Genomic DNA, 17,426 nt, shown 5'->3' with positions numbered 1-17,426 from the left:
GCTTCCTTGGAACTGCCTTAGTTTCCGGCACAATCAGTGTTGACGACACGCCCGAGACTCACAGTTCAGGAAAGCAAAGCCCCCGTGTTTCATTCGTTTTTCCCCCGACCGAAGCTGTTTTTTACGTCCGCGGTCGTATGGACGCTCGCCTGCGTTTTCTTTTGGTATTTCGCGGGCATTGGCCTTTTGACCAATCTTGGCTTTCCTCCGCTGCCGGAGGATGCGCAGCCGGTCGGAGCCGCGTTCTTTGTCGCACCCGCCAATCTGTCATTTTATCTATTTTTCATACTTTGCTCCGCTTTGTTCTGCGGTGTATGGCACGTCCTCGCCCACGCGCACCCTTGGAAAATATGGTCGGTCTGGGGATCGGCGCTGATCATTTTCATTACGTATTTCGGCGTTCAGATGGATGTGGCAATTAATGTTTGGCGAGGGCCTTTCTTTGACCTTCTTCAAAATGCACTTGCCGGAAAACCGGGTATCACCAATGAGAATTTCTATTATTTGATCTTGAAGTTCTTGGAGATCGGTACGGTGGGCGTGATTGTGTCCGTGGTGTCTGCATTTCTCATCAACCACTATGTGTTGAGATGGCGCGTGGCGATGAACGATTTCTACATGTCGAAGTGGCAGAAACTTCGTCATATCGAAGGAGCGTCGCAACGTGTCCAGGAAGACACGATGCGGTTTGCAAACATCATCGAAGGCCTCGGCGTCAGCCTCATCGGCTCGGTCATGACGCTTATCGTCTTCCTGCCAATCCTGTCAGCGTTATCGGCCCATGTAACCGATCTTCCAATCCTTGGCGCGGTTCCGAATTCCCTCGTCTGGCTCGCGCTTGGTTGGTCGGTTTTAGGCACCGTTCTCCTGGCTGTTGTCGGCGTAAAACTGCCAGGATTGAATTTTCGCAACCAACGTGTTGAGGCGGCTTATCGCAAAGAACTCGTCTACGGCGAAGATCATGAAGATAGAGCCCAACCGGTAACCGTCGCCGAGTTGTTCTCGAACGTCAGGCGAAACTATTTCCGTATGTATTTTCACTATCTTTATTTCAATGTTGCACGTTATTCATACGGGCAGCTTGATGCGATATTTCTTTATTTCGTTTTGGTGCCGACTTTCGTCGCGCATAAGATCACGCTTGGGATATGGCAGCAGATTGCTACGGCTTTTGGCCAGGTCAGCAATTCGTTCCAATACCTCGTCAGTTCCTGGACGACGATCATCGAACTACTCTCCATCCACAAACGCCTCCAGGCCTTCGAAGCGGCAATCGACGACGAACCGCTGCCTGAGATCGACCAGCGCTATCTGGAGCGTGAGGCGGGTGTTGTTCACGCCGACGGCTGATGGAGCGGGGCTTGCCCAGATGGAGAAGGGCAGGTTGGGGATTTTAATGTGGTAGGTTGAAAAGGTCTCGCGTGCGGCCCCCTCATCCGCCTGCCGGCACCTTCTTCCCGCCGGGGAGAAGAGACTTGCCGCAACGTCTCGATTCCCTCTTCTCCCCAGCGGGGAGAAGGTGCCCGATAGGGCGGATGAGGGGCGACACGGCACGCCGTCTCATCCAATCGGACCTAGAAACACCTTGCAGTCTTGGTAGCCGCCGCCGTCAGAGGCCTGACGTCTGCAATTTCCCGCGTGCCTCGATCATCGGGATCGCTTCCGAATAGCCGACGCAGGCCACATCCGTTCGGTGGCAGACGTCGCTGACCAGTCGGTCGAGGGCGCGCCAGTAGGCGCCGCCGTTCATTTCGACGAAGTGGAAGCCGAGCTGCAGCGGGATGCGGGCGCCGGTATATTGCTTGTCGAAAGCCTCGTTGAAGGCGGCATAGGCGCGCTCCTCGAATTCCGCGGAATCGGCCGTATCCTCCTCACCCTTGGAATGGCGGACGAAGAGATTGTAGTCCATGCCGATGATCGGCTTGTCGTTCGGGCCTTCGGGGATCAGCGGCAGGCCGAAGCGGATGATGCCGTCTTCCTCGACAGGCATTGCCGGTCCCTTGGTGACGAGGCTCGCATCATAGGTGAAGCCCGCCTTCTTTTCGGCGGTGATCATATCGGCGCCAGCCGTCGCGGAGAGGTAGGGCGCGCGAAAGCCCTTAATGCCGTGATCGACCAGATCCTGCCAGCCGGTCGGTTCTTCGAGATCGACGCTCTTCCAGGCGTTTTTCAATGTCGCATGAAAGGTGGCGTACTCGGCCGACCAGTCGGCCTCGCTCCAGAGGCGGCCGTCGAAATGGCCGCAGGCATGGCTCGATATGTCATGTCCTTCGAGATGGGCGTGCCAGATATTGCCGAGGCGCTCGCGGATCTCGTCGTCGCTCTGGGCGAAGCCGACATTGGATTTTCCGCGTTTCTGGTGCGGCGCCTGATAGGCCTTTTTCGCCGCCTCGTTCATCAGGAAAGTGCAGGAGAGAAAATAGGTGAAGTGGGCGCCGTTTTTCGCCGCCATCTCGCGGCTCTTCAGCCACAGCGCGTTGTCGTGGGCGCCGTCGAAGGAAATGATGACGAGCTGTTTCGGCCGGTCGGCCGCCTCTGCAATTGCCGGAACGAGGAGCGAAACAGAAAGGCAGGCGGAGAAGAGGGAACGAGACATGGGCACCGCGACAATTTGTTCGCGGTTTCCCTCCGACAGAATTGCGGCGAAGCTGCGGTCGCGCTGGCATTTTTTCGCGCCAGCCGGTAAGCCATGACAAACGGCACGGAAGGGATCCGCAATGACATTGCTTATCGTCGGCATCATACTTTTCCTCGGGGTGCATCTGGTGCGGGTGCTGGTGCCGGACTTTCGCCGTTCGATGATCGCAAGCCTCGGCGAGAAGGGCTGGCGGGCGGCCTATTCGATTGCCAGCATCGCCACGCTGATCCTGTTGATCTACGGCTTCGGGCAGGCGCGGCAGGTGACCGGAACGCTTTACAATCCACCGGTCTGGATGGCGCATATAGCAATCACGCTGATGCTGATCGCTATGATCTGTCTCGTCGCCTCGCTGCTGCCGGCGGGGCATATCGCGACCAAGACCAAACATCCGATGGTGCTGTCGGTGAAGATCTGGGCACTGGCGCACCTGCTCGCCAATGGCGAGACGTCGTCGGTTCTGCTGTTTGCCGCCTTTCTCGCCTGGGGCGTTATCCTGCGCATTTCCTTGAAGCGGCGGCAGCGGGCGGGCGAGATCACGCTCCGACCGTTCGTCTCGGCCAAATACGACCTCTATGCCATCATCATCGGCATCGTCGTCTGGGCGCTGATCATCTGGAAGCTGCACGAATGGTTGATCGGCGTTTCGCCGCTCGTCATCTGACGAATCTTTCACATCCCCCTTACAACGGCTGCAAAATGGAGTAGAAGGCCCGACAATATGCGTTTTGCATGGTGTATGGGTATTCCGCGGCCGGAGACGAGAATGGCATTCAACGACGACAGCTTCATCCGTGAAGTCAATGAGGAATTGCGGTCTGACCAGATGAAGGGCGTCTGGCGCCGGTTCGGCCGCTATATCGTCGTCGTCGCCATCCTGATCGTCGTCGGTACCGCCGGCAAGGTTCTCTACGACTATTGGGACGACAACCGCTCCTCCGGCACCGGCGACCAGTTTCTGGCGGCAATGAAGCTAGCCGACGAGAACAAGAACGACGAGGCGCTGGCCGCGCTCGACAAGCTTGAGAAGGAAGGCCATGGTGCCTACCCGGTGCTGGCGCGCATGCGGGCCGCGACCGTTCAGGTGCAGAAGGGTGATACTGCCGCGGCAATCGCCGCCTTCAACGAGATCGGCAAGGACAATGCCATTCCGGCTGCCGTGCGCGATGCCGCCAAGATGCGCGCCGGCTGGCTGCTCATCGAGAATGGCACTTACGAACAGGTTTCGGCGGCGATCGAGGAAATGGCCGTTCCGGGCAACGCCTTCCGTCATTCGGCGCGCGAGGCACTCGGCCTTGCCGCTTACAAAGCCGGCAACATGGCGCAGGCGCGGCAGTGGTTCCAGTCGATCGTCGACGATACCGACAGCCCACGCAATGTTGCCAATCGCGCCCATATGATGCTTGATCTGATTACCGCATCCGGCAAGGCGCCCGCCGCTCAGGGCTGATCGCGTTAAGGACAAGATATGAGTTTCACGGTCGCGATCGTCGGTCGTCCGAATGTCGGCAAGTCGACACTTTTCAACCGGCTGGTAGGCAAGAAGCTGGCGCTTGTCGATGACACGCCGGGTGTTACCCGCGACCGCCGGCCGGGCGATGCGCGGCTGATGGGCCTGACCTTCACGATCATCGACACGGCTGGTCTGGAAGAGGCCGACGCGGAAAGCCTGCAGGGCCGGATGCGGGCGCAGACCGAAGCGGCGATCGACGAGGCGGATCTTTCGCTTTTCGTCGTCGACGCCAAGAGCGGATTGACGCCCGTCGATACCGACCTTGCCGAAATGCTGCGCCGGCGCGGCAAGCCGGTGGTGCTTGTCGCCAACAAATCCGAAGCGCGCGGCTCCGACAGCGGCTTCTATGACGCCTATACGCTCGGCCTCGGCGAGCCGACGCCGATTTCGGCAGAACACGGGCAGGGCATGCTCGACCTGCGCGATGCGATCGTCGCGGCGATCGGCGAGGACCGTGCCTATCCCGAGAAAGAGGATGTGGCGGTTACCGACGTCGACATTCCGCAATCATCAGACGAGGGCGACGAGGACGAAGAGCCGACCTATGACGAGACGAAGCCGCTCAGAGTGGCGATCGTCGGCCGGCCGAATGCCGGCAAGTCGACGCTGATCAATCGCTTCCTCGGCGAGGACCGGCTTTTGACCGGGCCGGAGGCAGGCATCACTCGCGATTCCATCTCGGTCGAATGGGATTGGCGCGGCCGCACCATCAAGATGTTCGATACGGCCGGCATGCGCCGCAAGGCGCGGGTGATCGAGAAGCTGGAGAAGCTTTCGGTCGCCGACGCATTGCGCGCCATCCGCTTCGCCGAAACCGTCGTTATCGTCTTCGATGCGACGATCCCCTTCGAGAAGCAGGACCTGCAGATCGTCGACCTGGTGTTGCGCGAGGGGCGTGCCGCCGTGCTCGCCTTCAACAAGTGGGACATGATCGAAGATCGGCAGGCGGTGCTTGCGGATCTGCGCGAAAAGACCGACCGGCTGCTGCCGCAGGCGCGGGGCATTCGTGCCGTGCCGATTTCCGGCCAGACCGGCTGGGGGCTCGACAAGCTCATGCAGTCGATCATCGATACCGACAAGGTCTGGAACAAGCGCATCTCGACGGCGCGGCTCAACCGCTGGCTGGAGACGCAGCAGATCCAGCATCCGCCACCGGCCGTTTCCGGCCGCCGCATCAAGCTGAAATATATGACGCAGGTGAAGGCCCGTCCGCCGGCTTTCATGATCTCCTGCACCCGGTCGGATGCGCTGCCGGAATCCTATACGCGCTATCTGATCAATGGCTTGCGCGCGGATTTCGACATGCCGAGCGTGCCGATCCGCATCCATTTCCGCTCGCCTGACAATCCGTTCGAAGGCAAGAAGAGGCGGACGTAGGGTTCAGGGGCTTCGTAGTGGGAACACCCCCTCTGCCCTGCCGGGCATCTCCTCCACAAGGGGGAGATCGGATGGGCGTTAAGGCTTCCCAAAACAACTACACTTGGCCATTGGAATATCGACAGAGAGGGACGAAGCGTTCGCCTCCTGCTGATCTCGGGGAGATGCCCGGCAGGGCAGAGGGGGTACCACAAGCACTCTGATACCCAGTCCGGTTAGCAGCTAAGCCACGCTTCGATTCAGCGCCTCACGCAGCGCCACGATTTCGGCCTGGAGGCGCGTGAGGTCGACTGCGTCGCGACCGCTGGCAGCGGCGATGCAACCCGGGATGCCGATCGCCTTTTCTTTCAGGCCAATGCCTTCTTCGCTCAAGCGGACGATGACGACGCGTTCGTCGTCCTTGCTGCGTTCGCGTCTGACATAACCTGCGGTTTCCAGGCGTTTGAGCAAAGGGGTCAGCGTGCTCGATTCCAGGAAGAGCTTTTCACCGAGGCCACCGACGGTCTGGCCGTCCTGCTCCCAGAGAGAAACCATCGCCAGATATTGCGGATAGGTGAGACCCAACGTATCGAGCAGCGGTTTGTAGACGCGGTTCAGTGCGTGGCTTGCCGTATAGACGGCGAAGCAGATGAAATTTTCGAGCTTCAGCTGATCCTGCATGGGGTATCTCCAGAACTGATGGAAGTTATATCGTGCAATAAATAATCGTAAGCGATTTTTATGCATGGCTGCTATGCGCAAATTTAAATTGTCCTATAAATAATCGTGCGCGATATAAAAACGATATTCAGGACGAACATCGAACCCGAGAGGACAAGACAATGTCGACCATCAAGACCGCAGTTTCCGCAGCAGCACTCCTGGCAGCTTCCTCCGTCGGCGCGCTTGCCGATTCGGTACTCGAACCGACAACGCAGAAATTCATCGACGGGCTTGCCGGCGGTAAGCCGATCTACACGCTGTCGCCGGCCGATGCCCGCAATGTTCTGGCGGGCGCGCAGAAGGGCGACGTGAAGAAGCTTGCCGCCCAGGAAGAGGACAGGGTCATCAAGGCCGGTCCGACAGGCAGCATCAAGCTGCGCATCCTCCGCCCGGAACATGCCAAGGGCACGCTGCCGGTCATTCTCTATTTCCATGGCGGCGGCTGGGTGTTGGGCGATGCCGATACACATGACCGGCTGGTGCGCGAGATCGCCAACGGCGCCGATGCCGCCGTCGTCTTCGTTGACTACGAGCGCTCGCCGGAAGCCCGCTATCCCGTTGCCATCGAGCAGGCCTATGCCGCGACCAAATATGTCGCCGAACATGCCAAGGAGTTCAAGGTCGATGCCTCCAGGCTCGCTGTCGCAGGCGACAGCGTCGGCGGCAACATGGCGGCGGTGGTAACGCTGCTTGCCAAGGAGCGTGGCGGTCCTGCCATCGACCAGCAGGTGCTGTTCTACCCCGTCACCGACGCCAATTTCAACAATGGTTCCTACAATGAGTTCGCTGATGGCCCGTGGTTGACGAAGGAAGCGATGAAGTGGTTCTGGAACGCCTATCTACCCGATGAAGCCAAGCGCAACGAGCCGACGGCCTCACCGCTGCAGGCGTCGCTGGAGCAGTTGAACGGGTTGCCGCCGGCGCTGGTCATCGTCGACGAGAACGACGTGCTGCGTGACGAAGGCGAGGCCTATGCCCGCAAGCTCAGCCAGGCCGGTGTCCGCGTCACGTCGATGCGCTACAATGGCACGATCCACGATTTCGTGCTGCTGAACGCCATTGCCGAAACGCCTGCCACGCGCAGCGCGATTGCGGTCGCCAATGACACGCTTCGCAGCGCTCTTCACAAGTAAAAACCAATCAGTCTGCGGATGGGACAGGCCCGGCGGTTTCGCCGGGCTTTCTGCTTCTTGGAAGCGACTTGGTGGCAAATTGCCAGGCTCTCTTCCATTTCGGCGTGATGACGCCGTTGGCGGCGCGAATATTGTTGATGAACTGCAGCGTCGCAGCTTCCCAGGAATATTGCATGGCGAGCTCGCGCGCCTTGTCTCGGGAGGCGGAAAGGGCGGCAAGGCATGCGGCCTGCAGATTCTGGTCGAGCGCCCCGACTTCGCTATCCTCGCCGATGATGTCGAGCGGGCCGGTGACCGGATAGGCTGCGACCGGCACGCCTGATGCCAGCGCTTCAAGGATGGTGTTGCCGAAGGTGTCGGTGAGCGAGGGAAAGACGAAGACGTCGGCCTGAGCATAGGTTTTCGCCAGATCCTCGCCGAACTGTACGCCGGTGAAGAAGACGTCCGGATATTGCTTCTCGAGTTCGGCGCGCGCCGGGCCGTCGCCGACGACGACTTTGGAACCCGGCAGGTCGAGATCCAGGAAGGCCGGCAGGTTCTTTTCCAACGCCACGCGACCGACCGTCATGAAGATCGGACGAGGGAGGCCGAAGGGCTCGTCTTCAAGCGGCATGGGGTGGAACTGCGTGGCATCAATGCCGCGGGTCCAGGGCATCAGATTCTTGATGCCGCGCGCCGATAGCTCGCGGGCAAGGCTCGGTGTCGCCACCATACAGCCGGCGCCGCCATTGTGGAACCAGCGCACGAAGGCGTAGAGCCAGCTCTGCGGGATCGGCAAGCGGGCGGAAACATACTCCGGAAAGCGGGTGTGATAGCTGGTCGAGAAGGGCATGCGCTTGCGCAGGCACCAGCGGCGGGCGGTCAGCCCCAGTGGGCCTTCGGTGGCGATATGCACGTAGGAGGGATTGTGCTTTTCGATCTCGCGGGCGATGCGGCGGTAATTGGCGATCGACAGGCGGATCTCAGGATAGGTCGGGCAGGGGATGCTGTTGAAGCGCTCCGGCGTCACCATGGAAACCTCGACGCCCATCTTCGCCAGTTCGCGGTTGGTGTTCTCGATCGAGCGCACGACGCCGTTGACCTGCGGGTGCCAGGCATCGGTGACGATCACCAGCCTCTCAGGCAGGTTCCCGGCGGCTGCGGCATTGGCCCAGCTCTCGCCGCTATAAGTGTTTGTCGGACGTTGCAGCATGTCACGATTTCCATCCGCGTCGCAGTGATATGCCAACGCTCAACCCCTCAGCGGGGTTCCGGAACGGCGATTCCCGCTTGCTTATTTTGAGGCATGACCATGATGGAAATATTACAGCCCATATTGCAAGGATTGCAGGGCTTTCGGCGGCCTGATCGCCCCGATTATGTCAGTGGCTGGCAGTTTCTCATTTGAAAGAAGAAGGTCACGGCGCCGGTCGTGGACCGGCGCCGCCTGGGAGGTCAAGCTGCAGCGGAAGCCGAGCTTGCGGTCGGAACTTCCGAGATCGTCTTCAGAACCTGCGAAGCGATCTGGTAGGGGCAGCCCTGCGAGTTCGGGCGGCGATCTTCCAGATAGCCCTTGTAGTCGTTCTTGACGAAGGAGTGCGGCACGCGGATCGAGGCACCACGGTCGGCAACGCCGTAGGAGAACTTGTTCCACGGAGCTGTCTCGTGCTTGCCGGTCAGGCGCTTGTCGTTGTCAGGACCGTAGACGTTGATGTGGTCCATCAGGTTCTTTTCGAACTGCGCCATCAGCGCTTCGAAATAGGCCTTGCCGCCGACTTCGCGCATGTACTTGGTCGAGAAGTTGCAATGCATGCCCGAGCCGTTCCAGTCGGTGTCGCCGAGCGGCTTGCAGTGATACTCGATGTCGATGCCGTACTTTTCGGTCAGGCGCTGCAGGAGGTAGCGTGCCATCCAGATCTGGTCGGCGGCCTTCTTGGAGCCCTTGCCGAAAATCTGGAATTCCCACTGGCCCTTGGCCACTTCGGCATTGATGCCTTCGTGGTTGATGCCGGCAGCGAGGCAAAGGTCGAGATGCTCTTCGACGATTTCGCGGGCAACGTCGCCGACGTTCGAATAGCCGACGCCGGTGTAGTAGGGGCCCTGCGGAGCGGGGTAGCCCTGCTCAGGGAAGCCGAGCGGACGGCCGTTCTGGTAGAAGAAATATTCCTGCTCGAAGCCGAACCAGGCATCTTCGTCGTCGAGGATGGTTGCACGAGCGTTGCTCGAATGCGGCGTGACGCCATCCGGCATCATGACTTCGCACATGACGAGAGCGCCGTTGGTGCGGGCCGGATCGGGATAAATGGCGACGGGCTTCAGCACGCAGTCAGAGCTGCGGCCCTCGGCCTGCATGGTCGACGAACCGTCGAAGCCCCACAGCGGAAGCTGTTCCAGCGTCGGGAATTCATCGAATTCCTTGATCTGCGTCTTGCCACGCAGGTTCGGTACTGGTGTGTACCCATCGAGCCAAATGTACTCGAGCTTAAATTTTGTCATCGCGACTCTCTCAATGCTACGAAGGTGAGCAAATCCGGAGGTGATCTCGGCGCGCAAGCGCATCCGACCGCCAGGGATGACGCTTTAAAAGCACGTAGCGTGCCAGTTTTGGCGCCACGCGAAAGAAAAATCGCGAATCAGCGTGTCGTCCGATTTTTTCCCTTTTGGAAAATCGGGCTGTTTTTAACGCTCACTGGCGGTATCGCCCATCAAATCGCACTTTTTTCCATGTGGAACCGGATGAAAATTGCGGCGTTAGGCTGAAATGATGAAGTGTTAAACAAATTATCGGAAGCTTTTAGCCGAGACAGCATGCCGACCGATTACAATTGCAACATTGCCCTTATTTTATGCAATTTGCATAAACTATGTGCATTATGCTATATAGATGGTCCTGAAATGTTGATGCGCCGAACTGAATGGAGGCGATCTCATGCCCACCGGTTTCCATCGTGAATCCGCAACGATCTACCAGTTTCCAGTTAAGGCGATACGAAACGCCAACCGGTTCGAACGCGCCAGGCTGATGGAGCGCGAGGCCGCAGGCGTCTGCGATGCTGCGCTCGACAGCTGCTGGTACCATGACGAGGCAGTTCGCGATTCCGATCGGCCGACGAAGTCCTGATTTCCCCTGGCAGCGGGCAACCGATGCCGAAAGCGGGGAGCGCTCGCACATGGCGTTCATACTGCGTCAGCATGTGCGGCCTAAAGGCATGTCTCGCTAAGCGAATCTGAAAGATCGCGCCGCTCTAGCCGCCATCCAATCCAAGCTTTTCCCTTGGGACCAATGCACCATGTTCGCTGACGACGCGGGCAGCGACCTTTGTTGCGAAGCGGGCGGCGGCTGGTGCATCGCCAGCTTCGAGATATCGTGCGAGAAAGGCGCCATTAAAGCTGTCGCCGGCGCTGGTCGTGTCGATCACCTTCTCCACTTTTTCAGCCGGAACGAAGGTTTGCTCGCCGGCAAAATTCAGCGTGACACCGTCAGAGCCGTTCTTGACGACGATATGAATGGCGCCGAGTGCGCGATAGCGGTGGATCGTTGCCTCGATGGAATCATCGCCGAAATGGGCCGCCTCGTCGTCGAAGCTCGGCATGACAAGCACGGAGGAGCGAGCGCCTTCGCTGATCGTCGTGTGCATGACGTCGTAGCTGGACCAGAGCCGCGGGCGGATGTTCGGATCGAAGACGACGAGCTTGCCGGCGGCCTTGGCGCGGCGGACTTCGGCAAGCAAAGTCTCGGCATCCTCATGCGGCAGGATGGCAAGGGTGATACCGGAGAAATAGACGACGTCAGCGCTCTCCACCGCCTCGCGCAGGCGGTCGGGATCGGCTGCCAGGCTGCGGGCGGCGGCGCTGTCGCGCCAGTAGCTGAAGGAGCGTTCGCCGTTCTTCAGGTTGATCATGTAGAGGCCGGGCGTCCTGCCCCTGATGCGGCGGATGAGGCTGGTGCCGATGCCCGCCTTGTCGATGAAGGCTAGCATCTCATCCGACATGGCGTCGTCACCGAGGGCGGTGAAGTAGTCGACCGACCAGTCGGCGGCAAGGCAGGCACGGGCGTACCAGGCGGTGTTGAAGGTATCGCCGGCAAAGCCCTTGCGCAGCAGACCATCGCCTGCCTGCGAGAGTTCCACCATGCATTCACCAATCGATAGAAACCGTCTGCTCACCTTGTCCTCCCGGCACTAGAGCGCCGCGCGTCCAAGGACGCGCTAAGGACGCTCTATCACTTTGAATTGGCGCCTAACCCCGAAAATCGATTCCGATTTTCGGGGTTAGGCGCTGGTCCTCATTCGCTGATACGCGGAGAGCATGAAGGTGGCAAGCGCCGATAATAAGGAAGATGGAACCCTCACTTTCATGGGCGAGATGAAGGCCGCTTGCGCGGCCCTCGTTCTGCTCATGGCCTGTCCATGTGATAACAGGCGGCCTTCTGGCCGGGGCGGACCTCCTCGGTCGGCGGCATTTCGGTGCGACAGATGTCAGTCGCCTTCCAGCAGCGCGGTGAGAAGACGCAGCCTTTCGGCGGGTTAAGCGGCGAAGGCGGGTCACCCTGCAGACGGATGCGGGTGCGCAGGCGCGCAAGCTTCGGATCCGGGATCGGCGCGGCGGAAAAGAGCGCCTGCGTATAGGGATGAGCGGGATGATCGAAGACGGTGGCACAACTGCCTGCTTCCACCACCCTGCCGAGATAGAGCACCAGCACATCGTCGGAGATCAGCCGTACGACGGAGAGGTCGTGGCTGATGAAGATCAGCGTCAGGCCGAATTCCTTGCGGAGCTTGCGCAGAAGCGTGATGACCTGGCCCTGGATTGAGACGTCGAGGGCCGAAACCGGCTCATCGCAGATGATGAGCTTCGGTTTGGTAACGACCGCGCGGGCGATGCCGATGCGTTGCGCCTGGCCGCCGGAGAATTCGTGCGGATAGCGGTTGATCATTTCCGGCACCAGGCCGACGGCGGTCATGATATCGCGGACACGCTCGGTGCGCTCGGCTCTTGATAGCTTCGGCTCGAAGACGGTGAGCGGCTCGGCGATGATGTCGCCGACTGTCATGCGCGGGTCGAGCGAGGCGATCGGATCCTGGAAGATGATCTGCATGTCGCGCCGCGCAGCGCGCATTTCCTCGTCCGACAGGTCGAGCAGGTTGCGGCCCTGCCAGAGGATACGGCCCTTCTGCGATTTCAACAGCCGCAAGATGGAGCGGCCGAGCGTGGATTTGCCGCAGCCGGATTCGCCGACAATGCCGAGCGTGCGGCCTTCGCTGAGGTCGAAGCTGACATTGTTGACGGCGGTCAGGAAGATCGGCGGCTTGAAGAGGCCTTTCGCCGGCAGTTCGAATTGAGTCGTCAGGTTCTCGACCCTTAGAAGCGATCGTTCAGCCATGGTTCAGCAGCTCCTCGCGACGCGGGAAGGGGTGGTAGCAGGCGGCGCAGTGATGCGGCGCCAGCGTTTCGAGCAATGGCGGACGGTCGATGCAATCGTCCTGGACCTGGGAACAGCGCGGCGAGAAATTGCAGCCCTTCGGCAAGTGCTGCAGGTTCGGCGGACGCCCGGGGATGACGACGAGGTCGTCGACATCCTGGTCCGGCCGCGGGATCGAGGCATGCAGTGCCGCGGTATAGGGATGGGCCGGATTGTCGAAGAGCTCATCGACCGGCGCCTCCTCGACGATGCGGCCCGCATACATGACGGCGACACGGTCGGCGAGGCCGGCGACGACGCCGAGATCGTGGGTGATCATGATCAGCGCCGTGTTCATCTCCGCCGTCAGATCATTGAAAAGATCGAGGATCTGCGCCTGGATGGTGACGTCGAGCGCGGTCGTCGGCTCGTCGGCGATCAACAGTTTCGGCCGGGTGAGCAGCGCCATGGCGATGATGATGCGCTGGCGCATGCCGCCGGAGAGCTCGTGCGGATAGAGATGAAAGCGCCGTGTCGGGTCGGGGATGCCGACGCGTTTCAGCATGTCGAGGGCAGCAGTGGATGCGGCGCGCGCCGTCAGCCTGCCGTGCACCTCGAGCTGTTCCGTCAGCTGCCGGGAAATCTTCAGCGATGGATTGAGGGCGGTCATCGGATCCTGGAAGACCATGGCCATGTCCTTGCCGCGGATCTGGTCGAGTTCGCGCGGTTTCAGCGCCAGCACGTCCTTGCCTTCGAGCAGCGCCTGTCCCGTCGTTTTGCCGTTCTTGGCGAGCAGCCCCATGATGCCGAGGAAGGTCTGGCTCTTGCCGGAACCGGATTCGCCGACGATAGCGATGCGCTCGCCTCGCTTGACCGTCAGGTTCATGTTCGAGACCGCCTTCACCTCTCCATCCGGTGTCTTGAAGGTGATCGAATAGTCTTTGAGTTCGAGAAGGGTATCTTTTTGTGTTTCCTGGGACATTCTTAGCGATCCTTCGGGTCGAACGCGTCGCGCAGGCCGTCGCCGATGAAGAGCAGGCTGAGCAACAGGGCGACGAGGAAGCTTGCCGGGAAGACCAGCAGCCACGGCATGCTTTCCATGGCATCGGTTCCCTCGGCGATCAACGTACCGAGCGAGGTCAGCGGTTCCTGCACGCCGAAGCCGAGATAGGAAAGGAAGCTTTCGGTGGCGATGATTTCAGGCACCGTCAACGCTGCGAAGATGACCACGGGTCCGACGAGGTTCGGGATGATGTGTTTGATGATGATCTTGAACGGCCGCTGCCCGGATGCGCGGGCCGCTTCGATGAATTCGCGATGCTTGATCGACAGCGTCTGGCCGCGCACGATGCGGGCCATGGTCAGCCATTCCAGCGCGCCGATGGCGGCAAAGAGCAGATAGACGTTGCGGCCGAAGATCACCATCAGCAGGATGACGAAGAGGATATAGGGAAGCGCGTACATGATATCGACGAAGCGCATCATGATCGCATCCAGCCTGCCGCCAATATAGCCCGATACCGCGCCGTAGAGCACACCGATGAAGACGGAGACGACAGTCGCCGTCAGCGCCACGGCAAGCGAGACGCGGGTGCCGTAAAGGACGCGGGCGAGGAGGTCGCGGCCGTTCGGGTCGGTGCCGAAATAGTGGCCGGTTTCGATTGAGGGCGGTATGCGGAAGGCCGCCCAATCGGGATCCTCATAGTTGAACGGAATGAACCAGGGGCCGATAAAGGCCGCGAGGATCAGCAGCGTCAGGACGACGATCGACAGGACGGCGGCCTTGTTGCGCCCGAGGCGGCGCAAGGCATCCTTGGTGAGCGAGCGGCTTTCGGGTGCAAGGCCTTCCGCCTCCAGCAATTCCTGGGCAAGCAGTTCGCGCTTTGCGGGGTTGAGGATCATCTGTTTCTCACTTTCGGATCGAGCCACGCATAAGCGATGTCGACGAGAAGGTTCAGAACGACGATCAGCACCATATAGAAGATGACCGTGCCGAGAACCATGCCGTAATCGCGGTTGAGCGCCGCGTTGATGAAGTAGCGGCCGATGCCGGGCAATCCGAAGATGCTCTCGACAACAAGCGAGCCGGTGAGAAGGTAACTAGCCGCCGGTCCGAGATAGGAGACCACAGGCATTAGTGCGGGTTTCAGCGCATGGCGCATCACGGTCAGCCGCGGGCCAATGCCCTTGGCCTTGGCGGTGCGGATGAAGTTCTGGTTCATCACCTCGATCATCGAGCCGCGGGTGATGCGCGAAATGCGCCCTGCATGCGGCAGAGCCAGAACGACGATCGGCAGGATCAGGAACTTGATCGATCCGTCACCCCAGCCGCCGACCGGAAGCCAGGCGAGATGGATGCCGAAGACGAGCTGCAGTATGGGGGCGATCAGGAAGTTCGGCAGGACGACGCCAATCAGGATGAGGGCGCCGAGAATGTAATCCGGCGTCTTGTTCTGATAGAGCGCTCCAAAACAGCCGACGGCGACGCCGACGATGATGGCGAGCAGAAAGGCTGCGGTGCCGATCGTGAAAGTGTAGGGCAGACCGATCATGATCTGCTGGGCGACGGTGAAATCTTCGCTGGCGAAGGAGGGGCCGAGATCGCCCCGGAGCAGGTCACCGACATAGATCAGGTATTGCTGGATGAGCGGCTTGTCGAGGTTGTAGTGAGCCGCAAGGTTTTTCAGGATCACCGGCGGCAATGGCCTTTCGCCATCGAAAGGGCCGCCGGGGGCAAGGCGCAAAACAAAAAAGCAGGCTGTGACGGCGATCCACAGAACGGGGATCGTCGACAGGAGGCGACGGAGTGCGTATTTGATCATGATCGTGGGCCGGTCCTTTCCGCAGTGCGCGGAAAGGACCGTTTTCCCTTACTCTTTCATCGACAGCCAGCGGGTGCGGTGGATGTCCTGGATATTGTCGACGAAGCCTTCGATCTTCGGCGAGACGACATTCTTCGAGACGTAGTAATAGATCGGCAGGGCGGCGGATTCATCGAGCGCCAGCTGCTCGGCCTTTTTGAAGATCGCGGCACGCTTGGCGAGATCCGTCTCCGCGTTGCCTTCCTTGATCATCTTGTCGTACTCGGGATTGGACCAGCGGCCGTAGTTCATCTGCACGCCTGTCACCAGGAGGTTCAGGAAGTTGTCCGGGTCGTTGTAGTCGGCGAGCCAGCCGGCGCGGCCGATTTCGACCTGGCCACGCTGCATCTGGTCGTAATGCACCTTGGTTTCGGCGTTGACAAGCTCGACATTGACGCCGAGCGGCTTCCACATGGAAGCGATCGCGACGGCGATGCGCTTATGGTTGTCGTTGGTGTTGTAGCTGAGCACGGCGTGCAGCGGCTTGTCCGGGCCGAAGCCGGCTTCGGTCAGAAGCTTCTTGGCTTCGGCGACCTTCTCGTTATAGGGCAGGTCCTTCCAGCTGACATAGGCCGGCTCGCCGTAATTTGCCGTGCCCGGCGGCACCCAGGAATAGGCCGGCAGTTCGCCGGTGCCGAGGATCTGTGGGCCGATCACTTCACGGTTGATCGCCATGGAGAGAGCCTGGCGGACGCGCTTGTCGCTGAAGGGCGGCTTCTGCGAGTTGACGACGTAATAGTAGAGGCCGGAGAAGGGGGCGACATGCGCCTGGCCCGGCAGGTTCTTCTTCATCCACTCGTACTGGTCGGTCGGGAAGTCGGTGAGGATGTCGAACTCGCCTGCGCGGTAGCGCTTCAGCGCGGCTTCCTGATCCTCGAGCACGAAGAACTTCGCGCCGTCGATCTTCAGGTCCTTGGTGTCGTACCACTGATCGTTCTTGACCGTCGTGACATGCGAGCCGGGAACCCATTCGACCGGCTTGTAGGGCCCGTTGGTGACGATGTTGCCGATCTTGACCCAATCCTGACCCTTTGCCTCGACGACATGCTTCGGCAGCGGGTAGGCGGTGTAGTGCATCAGCGCATTGATGAAATAGGGGGTGGCGTTTTCAAGCGTGATCTCGAGCGTCTTGTCGTCAATCGCCTTGACGCCGAGCTGGTTGAGATCGGTTATCTCACCCTTGTTGATCTTTTCCGCATTCTTGATGGTGAATTGCAGATAGGCATAATCGGCGGCATTCTTCGGGTCGACGAGGCGCTGGAAGGCGAAGACGAAGTCTCCTGCCGTGACCGGCTGGCCATCGGACCACTTGATGCCGTCGCGAAGCTTGAAGGTGTAGACCTTGCCATCAGGCGAAATCGTCCAGCTTTCAGCCTGGCCGGGGATCGGATTATCCTTGGCGTCCTCGGTGACGAGGCCTTCGAAAATGTCGCCGGCGATACGGTTCTCCCAGTCGCCGGAAAGCTTCTGCGGATCGAGCGACTGCGGGTCGCCACCATTGTGAATGTTGAGCGTGGCCGCATGGGCCGAAAACGCCAGCAATGTGCCAAGCATTGCAGAGGCGAGAAATTTTTTCGCGAAATGGTTCATGGTGGGTCCACCTTTCTAGGCTTTTCGCCTTTATTAGACATTTGTTCCCGGTGTTTGACCTCTTACGTGCAGGTCAGCGCGCACATTATCGCAAAGGCTTTGCGTTGCAACCCCAAATCCGGCGGGTGGGAACGGGTTGTGGACAAGCCTATATACGTCTCCCCCTTGTCATATCGCGACGACGCGTCGCGGCGTTTCGCAAAGCCTTCATAACCGCTTCACATGGTTGTCT

At 60.0% G+C, this 17,426-nt stretch carries 17 protein-coding genes; 7 read left to right on the top strand and 10 right to left on the bottom strand.

What is annotated here, in order from left to right; translation table 11 throughout:
* Positions 1 to 84 precede the first annotated feature (84 nt).
* Positions 85 to 1,350, top strand: a complete 1,266-nt coding sequence (sbmA, locus tag RlegSU303_RS16685) for a peptide antibiotic transporter SbmA (protein ID WP_131629716.1) — start codon at positions 85 to 87, stop codon at positions 1,348 to 1,350.
* Positions 1,351 to 1,609: 259 nt separating this feature from the next.
* Here sbmA and RlegSU303_RS16680 read toward each other — a convergent pair whose 3' ends face one another.
* The gene (locus RlegSU303_RS16680; protein ID WP_131719277.1) at positions 1,610 to 2,596 is read right to left on the bottom strand and encodes a polysaccharide deacetylase; all 987 of its coding nucleotides are present in this window, start codon (positions 2,594 to 2,596) and stop codon (positions 1,610 to 1,612) included.
* A 121-nt stretch (positions 2,597 to 2,717) separates the two neighbouring features.
* Here RlegSU303_RS16680 and RlegSU303_RS16675 point away from each other — a divergent pair, with 121 nt between their 5' ends.
* From RlegSU303_RS16675 to der, 3 genes are all read left to right on the top strand, one after another.
* Complete coding sequence (locus RlegSU303_RS16675; RefSeq protein WP_017961554.1) at positions 2,718 to 3,302, top strand: NnrU family protein; 585 nt, start codon at positions 2,718 to 2,720, stop codon at positions 3,300 to 3,302.
* Between the two features lie 102 nt (positions 3,303 to 3,404).
* On the top strand, positions 3,405 to 4,088 hold the full coding sequence (locus RlegSU303_RS16670; protein WP_131619631.1) for a tetratricopeptide repeat protein: 684 nt from the start codon (positions 3,405 to 3,407) through the stop codon (positions 4,086 to 4,088).
* 18 nt (positions 4,089 to 4,106) lie between these two features.
* The gene (gene der, locus RlegSU303_RS16665; protein WP_131619632.1) at positions 4,107 to 5,528 is read left to right on the top strand and encodes a ribosome biogenesis GTPase Der; all 1,422 of its coding nucleotides are present in this window, start codon (positions 4,107 to 4,109) and stop codon (positions 5,526 to 5,528) included.
* A gap of 222 nt (positions 5,529 to 5,750) precedes the next feature.
* Here der and RlegSU303_RS16660 read toward each other — a convergent pair whose 3' ends face one another.
* On the bottom strand, positions 5,751 to 6,188 hold the full coding sequence (locus RlegSU303_RS16660; RefSeq protein WP_131719279.1) for a MarR family winged helix-turn-helix transcriptional regulator: 438 nt from the start codon (positions 6,186 to 6,188) through the stop codon (positions 5,751 to 5,753).
* A 161-nt stretch (positions 6,189 to 6,349) separates the two neighbouring features.
* Here RlegSU303_RS16660 and RlegSU303_RS16655 point away from each other — a divergent pair, with 161 nt between their 5' ends.
* Complete coding sequence (locus RlegSU303_RS16655; protein ID WP_131629712.1) at positions 6,350 to 7,363, top strand: alpha/beta hydrolase; 1,014 nt, start codon at positions 6,350 to 6,352, stop codon at positions 7,361 to 7,363.
* 7 nt (positions 7,364 to 7,370) lie between these two features.
* Here RlegSU303_RS16655 and RlegSU303_RS16650 read toward each other — a convergent pair whose 3' ends face one another.
* Both RlegSU303_RS16650 and RlegSU303_RS16645 read right to left on the bottom strand, forming a co-directional pair.
* Entirely contained in the window at positions 7,371 to 8,555 is a 1,185-nt protein-coding gene (locus RlegSU303_RS16650) for a glycosyltransferase family 4 protein (protein WP_131619635.1), read from the bottom strand.
* A 242-nt stretch (positions 8,556 to 8,797) separates the two neighbouring features.
* A complete protein-coding gene (locus tag RlegSU303_RS16645) occupies positions 8,798 to 9,838 on the bottom strand; it encodes a glutamine synthetase beta-grasp domain-containing protein (RefSeq protein WP_077978955.1) in 1,041 nt (346 codons plus the stop codon).
* 24 nt (positions 9,839 to 9,862) lie between these two features.
* On the opposite strand from RlegSU303_RS16645, the gene RlegSU303_RS16640 reads away from it, so the two are divergent.
* Together RlegSU303_RS16640 and gstI are read left to right on the top strand one after the other, a co-directional pair.
* Positions 9,863 to 10,102: a hypothetical protein gene (locus RlegSU303_RS16640; protein ID WP_131629710.1), complete on the top strand. Its 240-nt coding sequence runs from the start codon at positions 9,863 to 9,865 to the stop codon at positions 10,100 to 10,102.
* A 169-nt stretch (positions 10,103 to 10,271) separates the two neighbouring features.
* Positions 10,272 to 10,463: a glutamine synthetase translation inhibitor GstI gene (gene gstI, locus RlegSU303_RS16635; protein WP_131719280.1), complete on the top strand. Its 192-nt coding sequence runs from the start codon at positions 10,272 to 10,274 to the stop codon at positions 10,461 to 10,463.
* A 124-nt stretch (positions 10,464 to 10,587) separates the two neighbouring features.
* On the opposite strand, the gene RlegSU303_RS16630 is transcribed toward gstI, so the two are convergent.
* The 6 genes from RlegSU303_RS16630 to RlegSU303_RS16605 all read right to left on the bottom strand — a co-directional run bounded on the left by RlegSU303_RS16630 (position 10,588) and on the right by RlegSU303_RS16605 (position 17,194).
* Complete coding sequence (locus RlegSU303_RS16630) at positions 10,588 to 11,508, bottom strand: sugar kinase (RefSeq protein WP_077978953.1); 921 nt, start codon at positions 11,506 to 11,508, stop codon at positions 10,588 to 10,590.
* Positions 11,509 to 11,738: 230 nt separating this feature from the next.
* Positions 11,739 to 12,725 (bottom strand): ABC transporter ATP-binding protein, encoded by a 987-nt coding sequence (locus RlegSU303_RS16625; protein ID WP_017961545.1) that lies wholly within the window; start codon positions 12,723 to 12,725, stop codon positions 11,739 to 11,741.
* Positions 12,718 to 13,725: an ABC transporter ATP-binding protein gene (locus tag RlegSU303_RS16620; RefSeq protein ID WP_131719281.1), complete on the bottom strand. Its 1,008-nt coding sequence runs from the start codon at positions 13,723 to 13,725 to the stop codon at positions 12,718 to 12,720. Before RlegSU303_RS16620 ends, RlegSU303_RS16625 begins: the two co-directional genes overlap by 8 nt.
* A gap of 2 nt (positions 13,726 to 13,727) precedes the next feature.
* Entirely contained in the window at positions 13,728 to 14,645 is a 918-nt protein-coding gene (locus tag RlegSU303_RS16615; protein ID WP_131719282.1) for an ABC transporter permease, read from the bottom strand.
* A complete protein-coding gene (locus RlegSU303_RS16610) occupies positions 14,642 to 15,565 on the bottom strand; it encodes an ABC transporter permease subunit (RefSeq protein ID WP_017961542.1) in 924 nt (307 codons plus the stop codon). Before RlegSU303_RS16610 ends, RlegSU303_RS16615 begins: the two co-directional genes overlap by 4 nt.
* Positions 15,566 to 15,613: 48 nt before the next feature.
* On the bottom strand, positions 15,614 to 17,194 hold the full coding sequence (locus tag RlegSU303_RS16605; protein ID WP_017961541.1) for a peptide ABC transporter substrate-binding protein: 1,581 nt from the start codon (positions 17,192 to 17,194) through the stop codon (positions 15,614 to 15,616).
* Between the last annotated feature and the right edge of the window lie 232 nt (positions 17,195 to 17,426).

It is taken from the genome of Rhizobium sp. SU303 (assembly GCF_021052345.1).
GTDB lineage: Bacteria > Pseudomonadota > Alphaproteobacteria > Rhizobiales > Rhizobiaceae > Rhizobium > Rhizobium laguerreae.
The sequence above is the reverse complement of the archived record's forward strand: the minus strand, read 5'-3'. Positions and strand labels throughout refer to the sequence as shown.